Origin of the sequence: Pseudomonas fluorescens (genome assembly GCF_030344995.1) — a bacterium.
Classification (GTDB): domain Bacteria; phylum Pseudomonadota; class Gammaproteobacteria; order Pseudomonadales; family Pseudomonadaceae; genus Aquipseudomonas; species Aquipseudomonas fluorescens_BF.
Window position 1 is genome coordinate 1,920,923 of sequence record NZ_CP128260.1, and the last position, 16,074, is coordinate 1,936,996.

General features: G+C 62.3%; 15 protein-coding genes. 5 read left to right on the forward strand and 10 right to left on the reverse strand.

Going from position 1 to position 16,074, the window contains the following annotated elements; genetic code table 11:
* Positions 1–86: 86 nt before the first annotated feature.
* On the forward strand, positions 87–1,007 hold the full coding sequence (locus QR290_RS08730) for a DMT family transporter (protein WP_289204727.1): 921 nt from the start codon (positions 87–89) through the stop codon (positions 1,005–1,007).
* Here the strand turns inward: QR290_RS08730 and QR290_RS08735 are convergent.
* Positions 952–2,133 (reverse strand): MFS transporter, encoded by a 1,182-nt coding sequence (locus QR290_RS08735; RefSeq protein WP_289204728.1) that lies wholly within the window; start codon positions 2,131–2,133, stop codon positions 952–954. The genes QR290_RS08730 and QR290_RS08735 overlap by 56 nt on opposite strands.
* Positions 2,134–2,237: 104 nt before the next feature.
* Here QR290_RS08735 and ptrR point away from each other — a divergent pair, with 104 nt between their 5' ends.
* Together ptrR and QR290_RS08745 are read left to right on the forward strand one after the other, a co-directional pair.
* Positions 2,238–3,131, forward strand: a complete 894-nt coding sequence (gene ptrR / locus QR290_RS08740) for a putrescine utilization regulator PtrR (protein WP_115076946.1) — start codon at positions 2,238–2,240, stop codon at positions 3,129–3,131.
* 142 nt (positions 3,132–3,273) lie between these two features.
* Complete coding sequence (locus QR290_RS08745; RefSeq protein ID WP_003184145.1) at positions 3,274–3,402, forward strand: PA1414 family protein; 129 nt, start codon at positions 3,274–3,276, stop codon at positions 3,400–3,402.
* Positions 3,403–3,495: 93 nt separating this feature from the next.
* Here the strand turns inward: QR290_RS08745 and QR290_RS08750 are convergent, their stop codons facing one another.
* The 6 genes from QR290_RS08750 to speB all read right to left on the reverse strand — a co-directional run bounded on the left by QR290_RS08750 (position 3,496) and on the right by speB (position 9,006).
* Entirely contained in the window at positions 3,496–3,744 is a 249-nt protein-coding gene (locus tag QR290_RS08750; protein WP_007956577.1) for a hypothetical protein, read from the reverse strand.
* Between the two features lie 44 nt (positions 3,745–3,788).
* Positions 3,789–4,514, reverse strand: coding sequence for an MBL fold metallo-hydrolase (locus QR290_RS08755; protein WP_289204729.1), 726 nt, complete (start codon positions 4,512–4,514; stop codon positions 3,789–3,791).
* Positions 4,515–4,597: 83 nt separating this feature from the next.
* Complete coding sequence (locus QR290_RS08760; protein ID WP_115076948.1) at positions 4,598–5,977, reverse strand: sodium:solute symporter; 1,380 nt, start codon at positions 5,975–5,977, stop codon at positions 4,598–4,600.
* 79 nt (positions 5,978–6,056) lie between these two features.
* The gene (locus QR290_RS08765) at positions 6,057–7,568 is read right to left on the reverse strand and encodes a purine-cytosine permease family protein (RefSeq protein ID WP_115076949.1); all 1,512 of its coding nucleotides are present in this window, start codon (positions 7,566–7,568) and stop codon (positions 6,057–6,059) included.
* A 54-nt stretch (positions 7,569–7,622) separates the two neighbouring features.
* Positions 7,623–8,045, reverse strand: a complete 423-nt coding sequence (locus tag QR290_RS08770; protein WP_115076950.1) for a YybH family protein — start codon at positions 8,043–8,045, stop codon at positions 7,623–7,625.
* 10 nt (positions 8,046–8,055) lie between these two features.
* Positions 8,056–9,006, reverse strand: a complete 951-nt coding sequence (gene speB, locus QR290_RS08775; protein WP_007956591.1) for an agmatinase — start codon at positions 9,004–9,006, stop codon at positions 8,056–8,058.
* A gap of 444 nt (positions 9,007–9,450) precedes the next feature.
* On the opposite strand from speB, the gene QR290_RS08780 reads away from it, so the two are divergent.
* Together QR290_RS08780 and QR290_RS08785 are read left to right on the forward strand one after the other, a co-directional pair.
* On the forward strand, positions 9,451–10,344 hold the full coding sequence (locus QR290_RS08780; protein WP_007956593.1) for a LysR family transcriptional regulator: 894 nt from the start codon (positions 9,451–9,453) through the stop codon (positions 10,342–10,344).
* Between the two features lie 4 nt (positions 10,345–10,348).
* Positions 10,349–10,945: a tRNA-uridine aminocarboxypropyltransferase gene (locus tag QR290_RS08785; protein WP_289204730.1), complete on the forward strand. Its 597-nt coding sequence runs from the start codon at positions 10,349–10,351 to the stop codon at positions 10,943–10,945.
* Between the two features lie 144 nt (positions 10,946–11,089).
* Here the strand turns inward: QR290_RS08785 and QR290_RS08790 are convergent, their stop codons facing one another.
* From QR290_RS08790 to QR290_RS08800, 3 genes are read right to left on the reverse strand one after another with little or no spacing between them, the layout of a single operon-like run.
* Entirely contained in the window at positions 11,090–12,451 is a 1,362-nt protein-coding gene (locus tag QR290_RS08790) for an HlyD family type I secretion periplasmic adaptor subunit (protein WP_115076952.1), read from the reverse strand.
* Between the two features lie 10 nt (positions 12,452–12,461).
* The gene (locus tag QR290_RS08795) at positions 12,462–14,621 is read right to left on the reverse strand and encodes a type I secretion system permease/ATPase (protein ID WP_115076953.1); all 2,160 of its coding nucleotides are present in this window, start codon (positions 14,619–14,621) and stop codon (positions 12,462–12,464) included.
* A gap of 33 nt (positions 14,622–14,654) precedes the next feature.
* Positions 14,655–16,013, reverse strand: a complete 1,359-nt coding sequence (locus tag QR290_RS08800) for a TolC family outer membrane protein (RefSeq protein ID WP_289204731.1) — start codon at positions 16,011–16,013, stop codon at positions 14,655–14,657.
* Positions 16,014–16,074 lie beyond the last annotated feature (61 nt).

Sequence of the window (16,074 nt, forward strand, 5' to 3'; positions counted from 1 at the left end):
CCATCCTTTTTCGCCCCGGACAAAGAGCCGGGGCTTTGTTTGATCATTGGAAAAACTGCCATGTCGTGTGTGTTCGAGGTGTCGAGGTGAGCGTCAGTCGGCGCAGTGCCGACGGTTTTGCCCTGCAAGTGATGATCGGCCTGTGCCTGATCTGGGGCGTGCAGCAGGTGATGATCAAATGGGCGGCGACCGACATTGCGCCGGTGATGCAAGCGGCGGGGCGGTCGGGGATTTCCGCGTTGCTGGTAGGACTGCTGATCTGCTGGAAGGGCGGTTGGGATCAGGTCGGGGCGACATGGCGCGGCGGCTTGCTGGCCGGTGCCTTGTTCGGTTTGGAGTTCCTGTTCATCTCCGAAGGCTTGCAGTTGACCACCGCGGCGCACATGTCGGTGTTCCTCTACACCGCACCGATCTTCACCGCGCTGGGCGTGCATTTCCTGTTGCCGAGCGAGCGTCTGCGGCCGGTGCAATGGCTGGGGATCTTCATGGCGTTCGTCGGGATTGCCGTGGCGTTTGCCGGCGGCGTGTCCTGGGACAACCTCGACCGCCGGATGTTGATGGGCGATGCCCTTGGCGTGCTGGCCGGCGCCAGTTGGGGCGCGACCACCGTGGTGGTGCGCGCCTCGCGCCTGTCGGAAGCGCCGGTGACCCTGACCCTGTTCTACCAGTTGATTGTCGGTTTCATCGGCCTGTTGCTGATCGCGCTGCTCAGCGGCCAGATCACCCACGTCAGTCTGACTGTCGTGGCGGTGGGCAGCGTGCTGTTCCAGGGCCTTATAGTGTCGTTCTTCAGTTACCTGACCTGGTTCTGGCTGCTGCGCCGTTATCTGGCGGCCAATCTCGCGGTGTTTTCCTTCATGACGCCGCTGTTCGGCGTGGTGCTGCTCGGCGAAGAACTCAGCCTGAATTTCATCATCGGTGCCGTGCTGGTGTTGCTCGGCATCACCTTCGTCAGCGCGGAACAGTGGGTGCGTCGGCGTTTGCGCAAAGCCCTCGGTCAGCCGTAACCGATTTGCACGCCAGACCGCCGGCGATCAACAGGCCGCTGCCGGCGATCAGCAGCGCCGGTTGCAGGCCACCGCTGAAATGGCTGCTGACCGCCGCCAGCAACGGCCCGCTGAGCTGACCGACGGCGAAGCACGCGGTGAGCAGGCCGGCGTTGCGCTGGGTGGCGTGGGGCGCCAGTTCCCGGGAGCGTTGCATCACCAGTTGCATGCAGGCCAGGAACGGCGTGCCGCACAGGATCACGCCCAATGCCAGGCCGAGGCCGCTGCCCAACAGGCACGCTAACACCCCGGCAGCCTGCAGCCACAACGTCGCCATCAACCAGTGCCGAGTGGTTTCCGGATCGTGCCGACGAAGACTCACCAGCAATACCCCGATCGCAGCGCCGAGGCCGAAGCACGGCCAGAACAGATCGGCCTGCCATTGCCCGTGAAACTGCGCGTTGGCCATCTGCGACAGAAACGTGGCCGGAATGATGTAGCCCACGCCATACAAGGCATACACCCCCGCCAACCGCCCAATGCCGCGATTCGACGAACTCGCGGCAATCGGTGCGGCCGGCACACCGACGCCCGGTTGCGGCAGGAACCGCACGATCGCCAGCAACATCACCAGTGCCACGGCGGCATAGATCAGCCACAGAGTCGCGGAAGTCTGCTGCGCCAGATGTGAGAACAGCGCCAGCAATCCCGTCAGAAAAATCCCCAGCCCCGGCCCGGCAAACACCAGCGCTCCCAACCGTGGGCGACCCGCCGCCGCAGCCAGTGGCTGACTCAACGCAGTAATCATCACCAGAACCCAGGCGCTGGCCACACCGGTGCCGAAACGCAGCAACAGGTGCGACCAGAAACCGTTGGCCCAGAACGACGCCAGCGTCAGCAGCACACACAACCACAAGCCACCATGCAGGCGTCGCTGCACCTGATCGGGCCGACGGGAAAACATCGCATCCACCGCGCCGAGCAGGTAACCGAGGTAGTTGGCCGCCGCAATCAGACCGGCGGCAGTCAGGTCGATCTGGCCTTCGCTGAGCAGGTGCGGCAGCTGCGGCGTGAGAGCGAAACGCCCAATGCCCATGGCCATCATCAAGGCAATGAAACAGGCGGATAAGCGAATCAGCGGGGACATGGTCTGAATTCCGTTGGAGGTTCAATGACCGTCAGGCTAAGACTGATTGACTTTCTTTAAAATTGAATAATAGTGAGTAACTTGTTCTGTTCAGGAGAAAGGTTGTGGAGTTCAGCCAATTGCGGATCTTCCAGGCCGTGGCGGAGGAGGGCTCGATCACCCGCGCCGCCGAACGTTTGCACCGCGTGCCGTCGAACCTGTCGACCCGGCTCAAACAGCTGGAGGAGCAACTGGGTGTCGAACTGTTCGTACGCGAGCGTCAGCGTTTGCAGTTGTCGCCTGCGGGAAAAGTCCTGCTGGACTACACCGGCAAACTGTTCGCCCTGCGCGATCAGGCCAGTGCGGCGGTGATGGGCGGGCAGCCGGCGGGGGATTTCGTGCTCGGTACGCTGTACAGCACGGCGGCGATTCATTTGCCGGCGCTGCTCGCGCGGTATCACAAGCAATATCCGGCGGTGAATCTTCAGGTGCAGTCCGGGCCCAGTGGTGAATTGCTCGAAGGCCTGCTCACCGGTCGTCTCGACGCGGCGCTAGTGGATGGCCCGCCGCAACTGGCCGGGATCGACGGTGTGCCGCTGTGCAACGAACGGCTGGTGCTGATCAGCGAGGCCGATCACCCGCCGATACGCAACGCCAGGGATGTCGAAGGGCGGGCGGTGTTCACCTTTCGCCATGGCTGCGCCTATCGCGCGCGTCTTGAAGCGTGGTTCGCCCACTATCAGGCGGCGATGGGCCGGGCGATGGAGATCGAGTCCTATCAGGGCATGCTCGCCTGCGTGATTGCCGGCAGCGGTGTGGCGCTGATGTCGGAGTCGATGCTCGCCAGTCTTCCGGGGCGCGAAAGCGTGGCGGTGCATCCCCTGGCCGAGCCTTTTGCCAGTGCGACAACATGGCTCATGTGGCGCCGGGGCATGGTTGGCGCCAACCTCAATGCGTGGATCGAACAGCAGCAGGCGCTCTATCCCGTGGCTGGCGAAGACACCCGGGAAATTGCTTGAACGATCGGTCAGGGATTCTGATCAATCTGGTAACAGATCATTGCGGATTTGGCCGAGCATTGCGTAGGACTTCGGACTATTATCAGTGCGAAGCGGCCTCAGAATTCCGGACGCTCAGCACCACCCTGAAGGGGGCATGACGATGAAAGAGAAAATTCAAAACTGGCTGCACGATTTGGGTGTTGCCCTCGGCTTGATCGAACCGCCTCTGCAACCGGTCCCGATTCGCACCGATGACGAACAGCGTCGGCGTCAGCCACGTCGGCGGTAATGCCCCGCTTTGAAGGATCAAAGGATTTAAACGACAAAAGATCGCACCCGGTCGCCACTCCATGGAGTAGCGACCGGGTGCGATCTTTTGTTTTCAGTGACGCCCGATTTCCATCAGAAACCGGCTCAGGTCATTCGCGGTTTTCGCGGTCTTGAGCATCCGGTCCTCTTCGGCGGTGAAGGCCGTCAGTCCGAATTCATCTTCCAGGTGGAAGATCAGATCTTCGATATCCGCTTTTTCCAGCCCCAGCTGCGCGAGGCTGGTGTTGTCGTCGAATTCACGATTTTCCAGCAGACGCAGGATGAACCGGTGCACGGCAGCACGCACGGCAGCTCTTCTCATGGCAGATCTTTATGGTTGTTGGTCTGACTGAAGTACAGCAGGCCTCAGGCGTGGCGGCGCAACCATTCGTCAATCATCCCGCGCAAATGTTCTCCGGAAAAACTGCCGAAGTGCCCGCCATGCACCGTACGGATCTTCAACCCCTGCAAACGACGCAGGCTGGCGGCGTAATCTTCAAGATTCGAGTGGTAGGCGTCCTCGATCAACGGCCCGTCGTAGATGATGTCGCCGCTGAACAGGGTTTCCGTGGCCGCTTCGTAAAGGCTGATCCCGCCCGGTGAATGCCCTGGCGTGTGCAGCACCTGCAACGTGCGGTTACCGAGGTCCAGCACATCGCCGTCCTCGACAAACCCGGTGGCCGGCGCTGCCTTGACCCGGTATTCGGCGTAGCACAACGGGCAGTCCGGGTGCGCTTCGAACATGTCGTCGCCGACGAAGGCGCGACTCAAGTCATTCTCGCCATCTGGCGCCGCCAGAATGTCCGCCTCGGCGGGATGCACCAGCCGTTCGGCAAACTCGTGATGCCCGGCGATGTGGTCGAAATGGCAATGACTGGCCACTGCCACCAATGGCCGCTCGGTCAGCCACGGCAGTTGCTCGCGCAGGCTCACCAGGCCGGAACCGCTGTCGAGCAGCAGATCCTTGTCCCGCCCCTGAACGTGCCACAGGTTGCAGCGGTAGAACGGGCGGATGAACGGCTCGTGAATCAGCCGAATGCCGTCGCTCAGGTTTTGCACTTCGAACCACTGATCGCGAGAAACAATCTTCATCAAGCATTTTCTCCAGACGAAAAAAAACGGGTGTGGCAACCGACGCCACACCCGTCGAAGAAAGTTGTTGCTACCGCTTCAGCTTAGATCGCGCTCGCCACGGTCGCCGGGCGACGGGAAAACAGGCTGACCACCACAAAACTCACCAGACCCACAGCCAGGCTGTAGTAGATCGGCGTGTTGGCATCCAGACCGTCCTTGAACATGAACAGCAGGGCAGTGGCGAAACCCAGGCCCATGCTGGCGATGGCGCCGGCGGTGGTTGCGCGTTTCCAGAAGATCGCACCGATCAGCGGGATCAGCATGCCGCCCACCAACAGGTTGTACGCGAGGGTCAGGGCGCTGATCACATCGTTCACAACCAGAGCAATACCCAGCACCACGACACCGGTCAGCAGGGTGAACAGACGGTTCACACCCAGGCTCGACTGTTTGCCGCCACGCAGTTTCGGCAGCAAGTCTTCGGTCAGGGTAGTGGCGGCGGCGAGCAGGCCGGCGCTGGCGGTGGACATCATCGCGGCCAGAGCGGCGGCGATCACCAGACCACGGATGCCGTCCGGCAGCGACAGTTTGACGATCGCGGCGAAGGCGTTGTTGACGTTGTCCAGATCAGGGATCAGCACATGTGCAGCCATGCCGATCAAGGCACAGGCCAGACCGTAGAGGATGCAGTAGATGCCCGCGAAGCTACCGGCGTACTGAGCGACTTTTTCATTCTTGACGGTGAACACCCGTTGCCAGATGTCCTGACCGATCAGGATGCCGAAGAAGTAGATCATGAAGTAGGTGATGATCGTGTCCCAGCCGATGGTGGTGAAGCTGAAGGCGGTGGCCGGCAGTTTCAGCACCAGTTCGTCCCAGCCACCGACTTTGTACAGGCAGATTGGCAACAGGATGAACATCAGGCCGACAGTCTTGATGATGAACTGGACGATGTCGGTCAGGGTCAGCGACCACATGCCGCCGATGGCCGAATACACCACGACCACGCCACCGCCGAGCAGTACCGAAATCCAGAACGGCAGGCCGAACAGCACTTGCAGCACGGTGCCGATGGCGAGGATCGAGGTCACGCCGATCATCAGCGCGTAGGCCAGCATGATCGCCGCGCTCGCCGAGCGGGCCATCGGGTTGTAGCGTTTTTCCAGGACCTGGGTAACGGTGTAGATCTTCAGTTTCAGCAGCGGCTTGGCCAGGAACAGGTTCAGCGCCACGATGCCGCAACCCAGTGCCGCGCACAGCCAGAAACCGGAGATGCCGTGCACGTAGCCCAGGCGGACGGTGCCGACGGTGGACGCGCCACCGAGAACGGTCGCGGCCATGGTGCCCATGTACAGGCTCGGGCCGAGGTTACGCCCGGCGACGAGGAAGTCCTCGTTGGTCTTGGCCTTGCGCATGCCGAAATAGCCGAGCAAGAGCATGCCGGCCGCGTAGATGAGGACGACGAATAAATCCAAAGCCATGATGGCGTGTCTCCGATTGTCTTTTTTATGGGGTGGAACACTGTGGGAGAAGGCTGACCCCCACAGGCGATTCGATTATTCAGGCAGCCTGACGCAGCGCCGCTTCAGCCGGCGCATGGGCGCCTTTGCTCCGGGGATCCTTCGGGCCGTAGACCAGCGCCGGTTCCGGGAACAGGCTCAGCAACATCAGGTACATCACCGAGGCCAGACCGAGGGTCACCAGCAGGCTGATGTCGATGCCGCCGGCCAACTCACCGAGCGGGCCGACGAACTGCCCCGGCAGGTTGACGAAGCACAGGCCGACCGCCGCGCTCGGGATCCACGCGCCCAGACCGCGCCAGTTCCAGCCGTGGCTGAACCAGTAGCGTCCGCCTTGCTCGCCGCGGGTGAACACTTGCAGGTCGTCCGGGCAGTAGAAGCCGCGACGCACCACCAGGCCGATGATCATGATCACCATCCATGGGGTGGTGCAGGTGATGATCAGCACCGCGAAGGTCGACACGCTCTGCACCAGGTTCGCCGCGAAGCGCCCGATGAAGATGAAGGCAATCGACAGCACGCCGATCAGCAACGTCGCCTTCACTCGCGACAGCAGGCGCGGGAACACGCTGGACATGTCCAGCCCGGTGCCATACAGCGACGTGGTGCCGGTGGACATGCCGCCGATCACCGCAATCAGGCACACCGGCAGGAAGAACCAGCTCGGCGACACCGCCAGCAGACCGCCGACATAGTTGTTGGCCGCGATGTAGTCCGGTGCCTGGATCGCCACGATGGTGGCGGTAGTCAGGCCGAACAGGAACGGGATGAAGGTGGCGATCTGCGAGAAAACCACTGCCGCCATGATCCGCTTGCGCGAGGTTTCACGCGGGATATAGCGGGCCCAGTCGCCGAGGAACGCGCCGAAGGAAATCGGGTTGCTCATGGCCACCAGCGCGGCGCCGATGAAGGCTGCCCAGAAGCCCGGCTGACCGAGGCTGACGGTGCCGGCGTAGTGCGAATCGAAGGGACCGGCGAAGGCAAAGATGCCCAGCAGGAACAGCAAGCTCGCGCTCCACACCGCGACCTTGTTCACCCACAGCAGGAAGCGGAAGCCGTAGATGCACACGGTCAGCACCAGAATCGCGAACAGACCGTAGGCCAGGCCCAGAGTCAGGTCGGTTTCCGGCAGGCCGATCAGGCGTTTTGCACCACCGATCAGCGCATCTCCCGAACTCCACACCGAGAGCGAGAAGAAGGCGATGGCGGTCAGCAGCGACAGGAACGAACCGACGATCCGCCCGTGCACGCCGAAGTGCGCACCGGACGACACGGCATTGTTGGTGCCGTTGAGCGGGCCGAACAGACCCATCGGTGCGAGGATCAGCGAGCCAAGCAGCACGCCCGAAACAATCGCCCAGACGCCCGCCTGAAACGACAGGCCAAACAGCACCGGGAAACTGCCGAGCACGGCGGTGGCAAAGGTATTCGCGCCGCCAAAGATCATGCGGAACAAGTCCACGGGACCGGCGGTGCGTTCGTTGTCCGGGATCTGTTCGACCCCGTGGGTTTCAATCTGCGTAAGGCTTTGGTCTTTGTTGTTGTTATTCATGATCTGCTCCGATCACAAAGGCGCGCTCATCGTGCGTGAGCGTCACCTGTTTGGCTAAGGGGATGGCAGCCCTTCCGGCATTGCGGACAAATGTTCGTGGCAGGCCAGCCAATGGCCTTGTTGTTCTAGGCTCGACGCTTGTTTCTTGAAAACAATCGTCTCGCGCTCCTGGCTGAAGTGTTGCTCCCCTTGCATGCGCAGCTCGGTGGCCACGTCATGGATGAAAATCGCCACGTCACCCTGCAGGCTGACGAAGGCGTTGCTCGAGCTACACGACAGCACCTCGAAGCCATCCTCGGCGCGCCAGCTGTCCCACAACGCCTGATAGGCATCGCGCGACAGCAGGGGCTGTTCGAGGGTGTAGAACACGAAGCTCGCATCGGCGCTGAACGCGCCGAAGTAGGCTTCGCGATCGTTGCGGGCGAAGGCGGACACCAGATCGGCGGCCGCTTTCAGAACCTGATCACGTTCGTTCATGACCCGACCCTCAGCGGTGGACGACGCCTGGCAGTACGCAGAGCATTTCGTACAGCAGGTTGGCGGCCAGCAGCGAGGTGTTGCCGGTGGTGTCATAAGCGGGCGAGACTTCTACCAGATCGCAGCCGATCAGGTCGAGGCCCTGGCAGCCGCGAACGATTTCAATCGCCTGAATGGTCGTCAGACCACCGATTTCCGGGGTGCCGGTGCCAGGCGCCCAGGCCGGGTCGATGCCGTCGATGTCGAAGCTCAGGTACACCGGACCGCCACCGACTTTCTCACGCACTTCGGCCATCAGCGGTTCCAGCGACTTGTGCCAGCACTCTTCGGCCTGCACCACGCGGAAGCCCTGATCGCGGCTCCAGTTGAAGTCGTCAGCGGTGTAACCCTGCGCACGCAGACCAATCTGCACCACGCGGTCGCAGTCCAGAAGACCTTCTTCGACGGCGCGACGGAAGGTCGTACCGTGGGCGATCTTCTCGCCGAACATGTGATCGTTGACGTCAGCGTGGGCGTCGATGTGCACCAGACCGACCTTGCCGTGTTTTTTGTGGATGGCACGCAGGATCGGCAGGGTGATGGTGTGGTCGCCACCCAGGGTCATCGGGATCACGTTGTGCTCGAGGATGTTGTCGTAGGCTTCTTCGATGATGCGCACGGCGTCGAGCAGGTTGAAGGTGTTGATCGCCACGTCACCGATGTCGGCAACCGACAGCGAGTCGAACGGCGCAGCGCCGGTGGCCATGTTGTACGGGCGGATCATCACCGATTCGGTGCGGATGTCGCGCGGCCCGAAGCGGGTGCCGGGGCGCAGCGAAGTACCGATGTCCAGAGGCACGCCAACGAAGGCAGCGTCCAGGCCGGCAGCGGTCGGTACATGGGGGAGTCGGAGCATGGTGGCGATGCCGCCGAAGCGCGGCATTTCGTTGCCGCCCAGTGGTTGGTGAAGAATCTTGTCCACGGGTAGGGCCTCATCGTCTTTGTTTTATTTATGTCGGCGCGCCGTTCAGCACAGGTTCGGACGCCGCTGTGGGGCCGATTCTGCGAAATGTAGTGAGGCGGAAGAATCGCTACGAACAAAAACTTAGTTCAGAATTTTCTAAACTAATGGGGGAGGGGCGAGATAGACTTTGCGCTTCTCTGGATGTTCGTTCGGCTCGGGATCGTAGCCCTCACCCCAGCCCTCTCCCGGAGGGAGAGGGGGCCTACGGAGTTGTTCTCAGGAGCTTCATCGACCTGAAATATCGAGCCGAACTCAAGATAGTCGTAAGGCAGACGCAGGATTTGAAGGCCATGGAGATCGGCTCCCTTTCCCCCTCTCCCCTCTGGGGAGAGGGATGGGCGGGCGGCGTTCCGATGAGGGGTGGATTGACCAGACAACACAGTTCCAAAGCCCGGAGTAGACATGGCCAACGCTTTACCCGACCTGAAACTTTTGCGCATCTTCGTCAGCGTCGTGCGCCATCAGGGGTTTGCTAACGCGCAGCAGGAACTCAACCTGTCGACCTCGGCGATCAGCACCTACATGAGCCAGCTCGAAGCCGCGCTGGGTCTGGTGTTGTGCCATCGCGGGCGCGGCGGTTTCAGCCTGACCAGCAAGGGCGAGCTGTTCCATCAGGAAACCCTGCGCCTGCTCGCCGAACTCGAAGGTTTCGAGCAATACGCCGCCGCGCTCAAGGGCGAATTGCGCGGCACGCTCAACCTCGGGGTGATCGACTCCACGGTCAGCGACAAGGCCCTGCCATTCGCCGAAGCCATCGGCGCCTACAGCCAGGAACACCCGGCGGTGCATTTGCATTTGTCGGTGATGAGCCCGTATGAACTGCAACTCGGCGTGCAGGACAACCGCCTCGATCTGGCCATCGGTGCGTTTTCCACACGCATGAGCGGTCTGGTGTACATGCCGCTGTACCGTGAGCAGCACTGGCTGTATTGCAGCAGCCGTCACCCGTTGTTCAATGAGCGGCGGATTCCCGAGCAGGTCATCACCCAGCAGCGCATGGTCGGACGCGGTTACTGGAGCCAGGCCGAATTGGCGCGTCACGGTTTCAAACACAGCGCCGCGACCGTGGAAAGTATGGAAGCGCAGCTGATTCTGGTGCTGTCCGGCGCCTACATCGGTTATCTGCCGGAGCACTACGCCCAGGCCTGGGCCGACAAGGGCGACCTGCGGGTGCTGCTGCCGGCGACCTTCGGTTATCAGGCGCCGTTCTCCATGATCATGCGCCGGGGCCGCAGCCGCGAGCCGCTGATCCAGACTTTCCGTGATCTGCTCAAAGCGCAGCTCAATCAGGCATAAGAACATGTCCAGACCTCAATGCCCGCGCTGCCTGCGCCCACAAACTCATTGCCTGTGCCCGCTGATCCCCAGCCTCGACAGCCGCACCCGGGTGTTGCTGTTGCAGCACCCGAGCGAGGTCAATCACGCGCTCAACACGGCACGGCTGGCGGCGCTCGGTTTGAACAATGCCGAACTGATCGTCGGCGAGGTGTTCGAGGATTTGCCAACGCTGCTGAATCGGCCGGGGTATCGGGCGCGATTGCTGTTCCCGGCGGAGGATGCGCAGCCGATGCAGGCGTACACCGCGTCCGATGAACCGCTGTTGCTGGTGGTGCCGGACGGCACGTGGCGCAAGGCGCGCAAGATGCTGCACCTCAATCCGCTGCTGGCGGCGTTGCCTCGGGTGACTTTGGCCGAGGGCGGGGTTTCCCGGTATCGGCTGCGCAAGGCACCGGGGCCGGGGGCGTTGTCGACGATCGAGGCGATTGTTCAGGCATTGCAGACGCTTGAGGCGCCGGCCTCTTTCGATCCGTTGCTCAAGCCGTTCGAGGCGTTGATCGAGGGGCAGATTGCGGCGATGGGCGAGGAGACTTTCCAGCGCAATCATTCTGGAAATTAAGGGTGATCTCACTGGCCCCTTCGCGGGCAAGCCCGCTCCCACAATGTACTTGTCGTACACAAAACCTGAGTACGACGCCATACCTGTGGGAGCGGGCTTGCCCGCGAAGAGGCCAGATCATTCAGCATCCAATCCGGATCATCACTAGCGCTCGCGCATCGCCTCGGTCCGCGCCTTCAGCACCGGTTTGAGCAGGTAATCCAGCACGCTTTTCTCCCCGGTGATGATGTCCACCGTCGCCACCATCCCCGGAATGATCAGCAGCGGTTTCACATCCCCGCCCAAATGGTTTTTGTCGGTGCGCACCTGAATCAGGTAAAAGCTGTTGCCCTTGTCGTCGGTGATGGTGTCGGCCCCGATCAGTTCAAGCTTGGCGCTGAGCCCGCCGTAGATCGTGTAGTCGTAGGCGCTGAACTTGACCATGGCTTTCTGGCCCGGATGCAGGAACGCCACGTCCTGCGGCCGGACCTTGGCTTCGATCAGCAGGTTGTCTTCCAGCGGCACGATTTCCACCATGTCGCTGCCCGGCTGCACCACGCCGCCGATGGTGTTGACCTTCATCTGCTTGATCACCCCACGCACCGGCGAAGTCACGGTGGTGCGGCTGACGCGGTCGTCGATGGCGATGCTCGAGGCGGTGATTTTCGACAGGTCGGTGCGTTTCTCGTTGAGCTCCTTGGCCGCTTCGGAGCGGAAGGTCTGTTCCGATTCGTCGATCTTGCTGCGGATCTCGGCAATGGCCGATTCGGCGCGGGGAATCGCCAGGGTCGTGGCATTCAACGAACCGCGAATTTCCACGGCGCTGCGCTTCAGTCGCAGGATCTCAACCGGCGATACGGCGCCGGTCTTGACCAGCGGTTCGGACATGTTCATTTCCTGATTGACCAGCGCCAGGCTCGAACTGTATTGCCCCTGTTTCGACCTAAACTCCGCCAGCTCCTGCGCCTTCTGCCGCAGTTGTTCGCTGAGGGTGCGTTGCTCACTGGCCAGCCGCCGTTGTCGTTGCTCGTACAGCGAACGCTCGTCCTCGGCGACTTGGGGGGCCTTGGCAATCACCTCGTCCGAAAGCTTGAACGGCCGACCTTCGGCTTCGGCGGACAGGCGTTCGACCTGCGCAGTCAGGGCATAACGATCGGCCTCGCTTTCACCCTTGTTCGACAGAAACCGCGTGTCATCCAGACGCAGCAAGGTATCGCCCTTGCTGACCATTTGCCCCTCACGCACGAAGATCTCGGTGACGATCCCGCCTTCGAGGTTCTGGATCACCTGAACCTTGCTCGACGGAATCGCCTTGCCTTCGCCCATGGTCACTTCTTGGAGCACGGCGAACTTTGCCCAGACCAGCGCACTGATCAGCAGCGCCGCCGCCAGCCACACGGTAATGCGCGACCAGCGCGGCGAATCCTGCAACGAGGCGCCGGCGGTTTCCGGCATGAATTCAGCCTCGGCGCTTTTGCCGAAACTGTCGAAGTAACCGCGCGGTTTTGAAGAGGACGAAGCAGACATGGGGCAACTCCTAGACCGCCGCCGAGCCGACCCGGCCCTTGCGCAGTGCATCGATGACCGCTTCTTTCGGACCGTCGGCGACGATCCGGCCGTTGTCCAGCACCAGCAACCGGTCCACCAGGCTCAGCATCGAAGTGCGGTGGGTGACCAGCAGCAAGGTTTTGCCCTGCACCCAGCCGTGCAGCTTCTGGCGCAGAACGTCTTCGCTGCTGTTGTCCATGGCGCTGGTGGGTTCGTCGAGCAGCATGATCGGCGGGTCGAGCAACAGCGCCCGCGCCAGCAACACGGCTTGGCGCTGACCACCTGAGAGCAACTGACCACGCTCGCCCACCGGCCGGTCGAAGCCTTGCGGATGTTGCCGGGCAAGCTCTGTGACGCCGGTCAGTTCAGCGACTTCAAGCATCCGCGAATCGCTGATGTAGCGGGCGCCGAGGGTCAGGTTGTCACGCAGGCTGCCGGCCAGCAGCGGCAGGTCGTGGGCGACATAACCGATCTGCTGGCGCAGGTCGGCGACGTCCAGTTGCCGCAGGTCGAGGTTGTCGAGCAGTAACTGGCCTTCTTCCGGTTCGTAGAACCCCATCACCAGCCGCGCCAGAGTGCTTTTGCCCGAGCCGCTGCGACCGATGATTCCGATCCGCTCGCCGGGTTTGACGCTGAAACTGACATTGCTCAGGGCCGGTGCGTTCTGGCCGTTGTAGTGGAAGGTCACGGCGTTGGCGTCCAGCGCGCCTTGCAATTGCGTGCGCTCCAGCGGCCGTTGTTTGCCGTCGCGCTCCTGAGGCAGGGACATCAGCGCGTCGGTGCTTTTCATGGTCAGTTGCGCTTGCTGGTAACGAGTAATCAGCCCGGCGATCTGGCCCAGCGGCGCAAGCACGCGACTGCCGAGCATATAACTGGCCACCAGCGCACCGACGCTGAGGTTGCCGGCGATGATGCTGTAGACCCCGGCCACAATCGTCGCCATCCCCGAAAACTGCTGGATGAACAGCGTGCCGTTGGTGGCCAGCGCCGAGAGATTACGCGCGTGGCTGTCGAGGCGGGTGAGGGCGCCGTGGGTACTTTCCCATTTGTGCTGGCGCTCGCTTTCGGCGCTGCACGCCTTGAGGGTTTCCAGACCGCCGAGGGTTTCGATCAGCAACGCCTGGCGCTCGGCGCCGAGGCTCAGGCTTTTCTGCACGGTGTCGCGCAGACGGGCCTGAATGATCATCGCGAACACGATCGTGATCGGAAACGCCAGCAGCGGAATCACCACCAGCCAGCCACCGAGCAGGCCGATCACCACCAGCATCAACACCACGAAGGGCAGGTCGATCAGGCTGGTCAGGGTCACGGCGGTGAGAAATTCCCGCAGGCCCTGAAAGTCGTGAATGCTCTGGGCGAATCCGCCGATGGTCGCCGGCCGGGCCTTCATCGCCATGCCGGTGATGCGCTCGAACAAAGTAGCGGAAAGGATCACATCGGTTTTCTTGCCGGCGGTGTCCAGCAGGTGCGCGCGGACCACCCGCAGCACCAGTTCGAAACCGGTGCCGATCAGCAGCCCGATGGCCAGCACCCACAGGGTCGACGTGGCCTGATTAGGCACCACGCGGTCGTAGGTCTGCATGACGAACAGCGGCACCATCAGGCCCAGCAGGTTGATCAGGAAACTGGCGAGGATCGCATCGCTGTACAGCCATTTCGACAGCTTCAAGGTGTCGCGAAACCACGCCTGCACCCGTGGCACCAACGGCGAGCGCAGGTCTTCCAGTTCATGCCGTGGCCGGGCGAACAAGGCCTGGCCGCTGTAGTGTTCGGTGAGTTCTTCGCGGCTGACCCATTGCTCGCCGCCATCGGCTTCGCTGGGCAGGATCAGCGCCTTGCCGTCTTCGGCAAACCGCCGCAGCACCGCCGTGCGCCCGTTGCCCAGCAGCAACAGCACCGGCAGGTTCAGCGGTGAAATGTCTTTGAGTTCCCGGCGCAGCAAGCGCGCCTGCAACCCGGCCCGGGCCGCGGCGCGGGGCAGCAGGTCCAGGCTCAGGCGTTGTTTGTCCAGGGGCAGCCCGGCACTCAGGCTGGCGCGACTGACCGTCGCGCCATGGAGTTTGCAGAGGATCAACAGACCGTCGAGCAACGGGTCATCGAAGCTCAGCCGCGGATCGATCCCGGTGTTACCGGGTTGCATGCTGGTCATATTGATCGCTCCCCTGGCACTACATCATCGGGACTACTTCAGCTCGGGCAGGCGCGCTTCGTTCTTCACCTCGGTCGCGGCAATCGCATCGGCCGGCAGCACGATCCGCTGCTTGTTCAACAACTGGCCCATGTTCGCCAGCACGCGATACATCGAGAACTCCTCGGTGTAGCGGATCTCGGTGTAGCGACGGTTGGCGTTGTACAGCTCGTTTTCACTGTCGAGCAGGTCGAGCAGGGTGCGCTGGCCGAGGCCGAACTGATCCTGATACGCGGCGCGCACACGCTTGGTGGTCTCGGCGTATTCGCGGGCGGTCGGGGTCTGCTTCTTGGCGTTGACCATGGCGTTCCAGGCCAGGTGAATGTTCTCGTTGAGCTGGCGCAGGGCGTTGTTGCGGATGTCCATCGCCTGGTTGATCTGGTGCGCATCGGAGGCCAGTCGCGCCTTGTCGCTGCCGCCACGGAACAGGTTGTAGTTCATCACCACGCCGACCCGCCATTCGTTGTCGTGGCCCTCGTCACCCTGCACGTTGTTGTTGGCGCCGACTGCCGCTTCGGCGTCGAAGCGTGGGTAGAACGGCGACTTGGCGACTTCGTACTGGCTCTCGGCCGATTGCACGTCAGCCTGGGCGGATTTCAGGTACGGGTTGTTCTCGACCATGCTCTGCTGGGCTTCGGGCAGGGTGGCGGGCAACTCGCCACGGGTCGAAGCGGGCGCTTCCAGCTCATCGGGCATGCGTCCGACCACGCTGTAGAAGTTCGATTCGGCGTCGGCCAGATCGACTTCGGCGGTGTCGAGGTTGTTCTGCGCCAGCGCCTTACGGGCGACCGATTGATCGGAGTCGGCAGTGCTGCCCACGCCGCGCTCGGTGCGCAGGCCGATCTGGTCGTTGACGCGCAAGTGCGCCTGCAGGTTGTTCTTGGCCAATGTCACCAGTTCACGGCGCTTGAGCACTTCGAGGTAGACCTCGATGGTGCGCAGGGCTAGGTCCTGGGCGGTGCCTTGCGCGTAATACGCGCGCGAGTTGGAAACGCCCTTGGTGCGCTTGACTTCGTTGGCAGTGTTGAAACCGTCGAACAGCATCTGCCGCAGACGCAGCTCGGACTGGGTGTAATTGAGGATTTCGGTGTGGTGGTTACCGAAGGCCCGGGTGTTGGTGTTGTCGCTGTAGCCACGCCCGTAAGCAGCGTTCAGGTCCACCGATGGATAGAAGCCGCCCTTGGCGACCTTCACCTGTTCATCAGCTGACAGGCGCGCGTCCACGCGCGAGGCAAGTTCGGGGTGGGTGGCGATGGTGCTCTGGATCGCTTCGGTGAGGTTCATGGCCTGTGCCTGGGAAGTGCAAGCCATGGCCAGCAAAACCGCGCTGCAGAGGGGGGTTAGTACGCGCATGGGTGCATCTCCCTGAGTCCTGATGGTGTTCCGCTGTCGCCAATTTATTGACGATATTTTT

Excerpts from the sequence above, each read along its gene's own strand:
- QR290_RS08735 (WP_289204728.1), bottom strand. The coding sequence starts at position 2,133 with ATGTCCCCGCTGATTCGCTTATCCGCCTGTTTCATTGCCTTGATGATG.
- QR290_RS08745 (WP_003184145.1), top strand. The coding sequence starts at position 3,274 with ATGAAAGAGAAAATTCAAAACTGGCTGCACGATTTGGGTGTTGCCCTC.
- QR290_RS08750 (WP_007956577.1), bottom strand. The coding sequence starts at position 3,744 with ATGAGAAGAGCTGCCGTGCGTGCTGCCGTGCACCGGTTCATCCTGCGT.
- QR290_RS08755 (WP_289204729.1), bottom strand. The coding sequence starts at position 4,514 with ATGAAGATTGTTTCTCGCGATCAGTGGTTCGAAGTGCAAAACCTGAGC.
- QR290_RS08760 (WP_115076948.1), bottom strand. The coding sequence starts at position 5,977 with ATGGCTTTGGATTTATTCGTCGTCCTCATCTACGCGGCCGGCATGCTC.
- QR290_RS08765 (WP_115076949.1), bottom strand. The coding sequence starts at position 7,568 with ATGAATAACAACAACAAAGACCAAAGCCTTACGCAGATTGAAACCCAC.
- QR290_RS08770 (WP_115076950.1), bottom strand. The coding sequence starts at position 8,045 with ATGAACGAACGTGATCAGGTTCTGAAAGCGGCCGCCGATCTGGTGTCC.
- QR290_RS08780 (WP_007956593.1), top strand. The coding sequence starts at position 9,451 with ATGGCCAACGCTTTACCCGACCTGAAACTTTTGCGCATCTTCGTCAGC.
- QR290_RS08785 (WP_289204730.1), top strand. The coding sequence starts at position 10,349 with ATGTCCAGACCTCAATGCCCGCGCTGCCTGCGCCCACAAACTCATTGC.
- QR290_RS08790 (WP_115076952.1), bottom strand. The coding sequence starts at position 12,451 with ATGTCTGCTTCGTCCTCTTCAAAACCGCGCGGTTACTTCGACAGTTTC.
- QR290_RS08795 (WP_115076953.1), bottom strand. The coding sequence starts at position 14,621 with ATGACCAGCATGCAACCCGGTAACACCGGGATCGATCCGCGGCTGAGC.
- QR290_RS08800 (WP_289204731.1), bottom strand. The coding sequence starts at position 16,013 with ATGCGCGTACTAACCCCCCTCTGCAGCGCGGTTTTGCTGGCCATGGCT.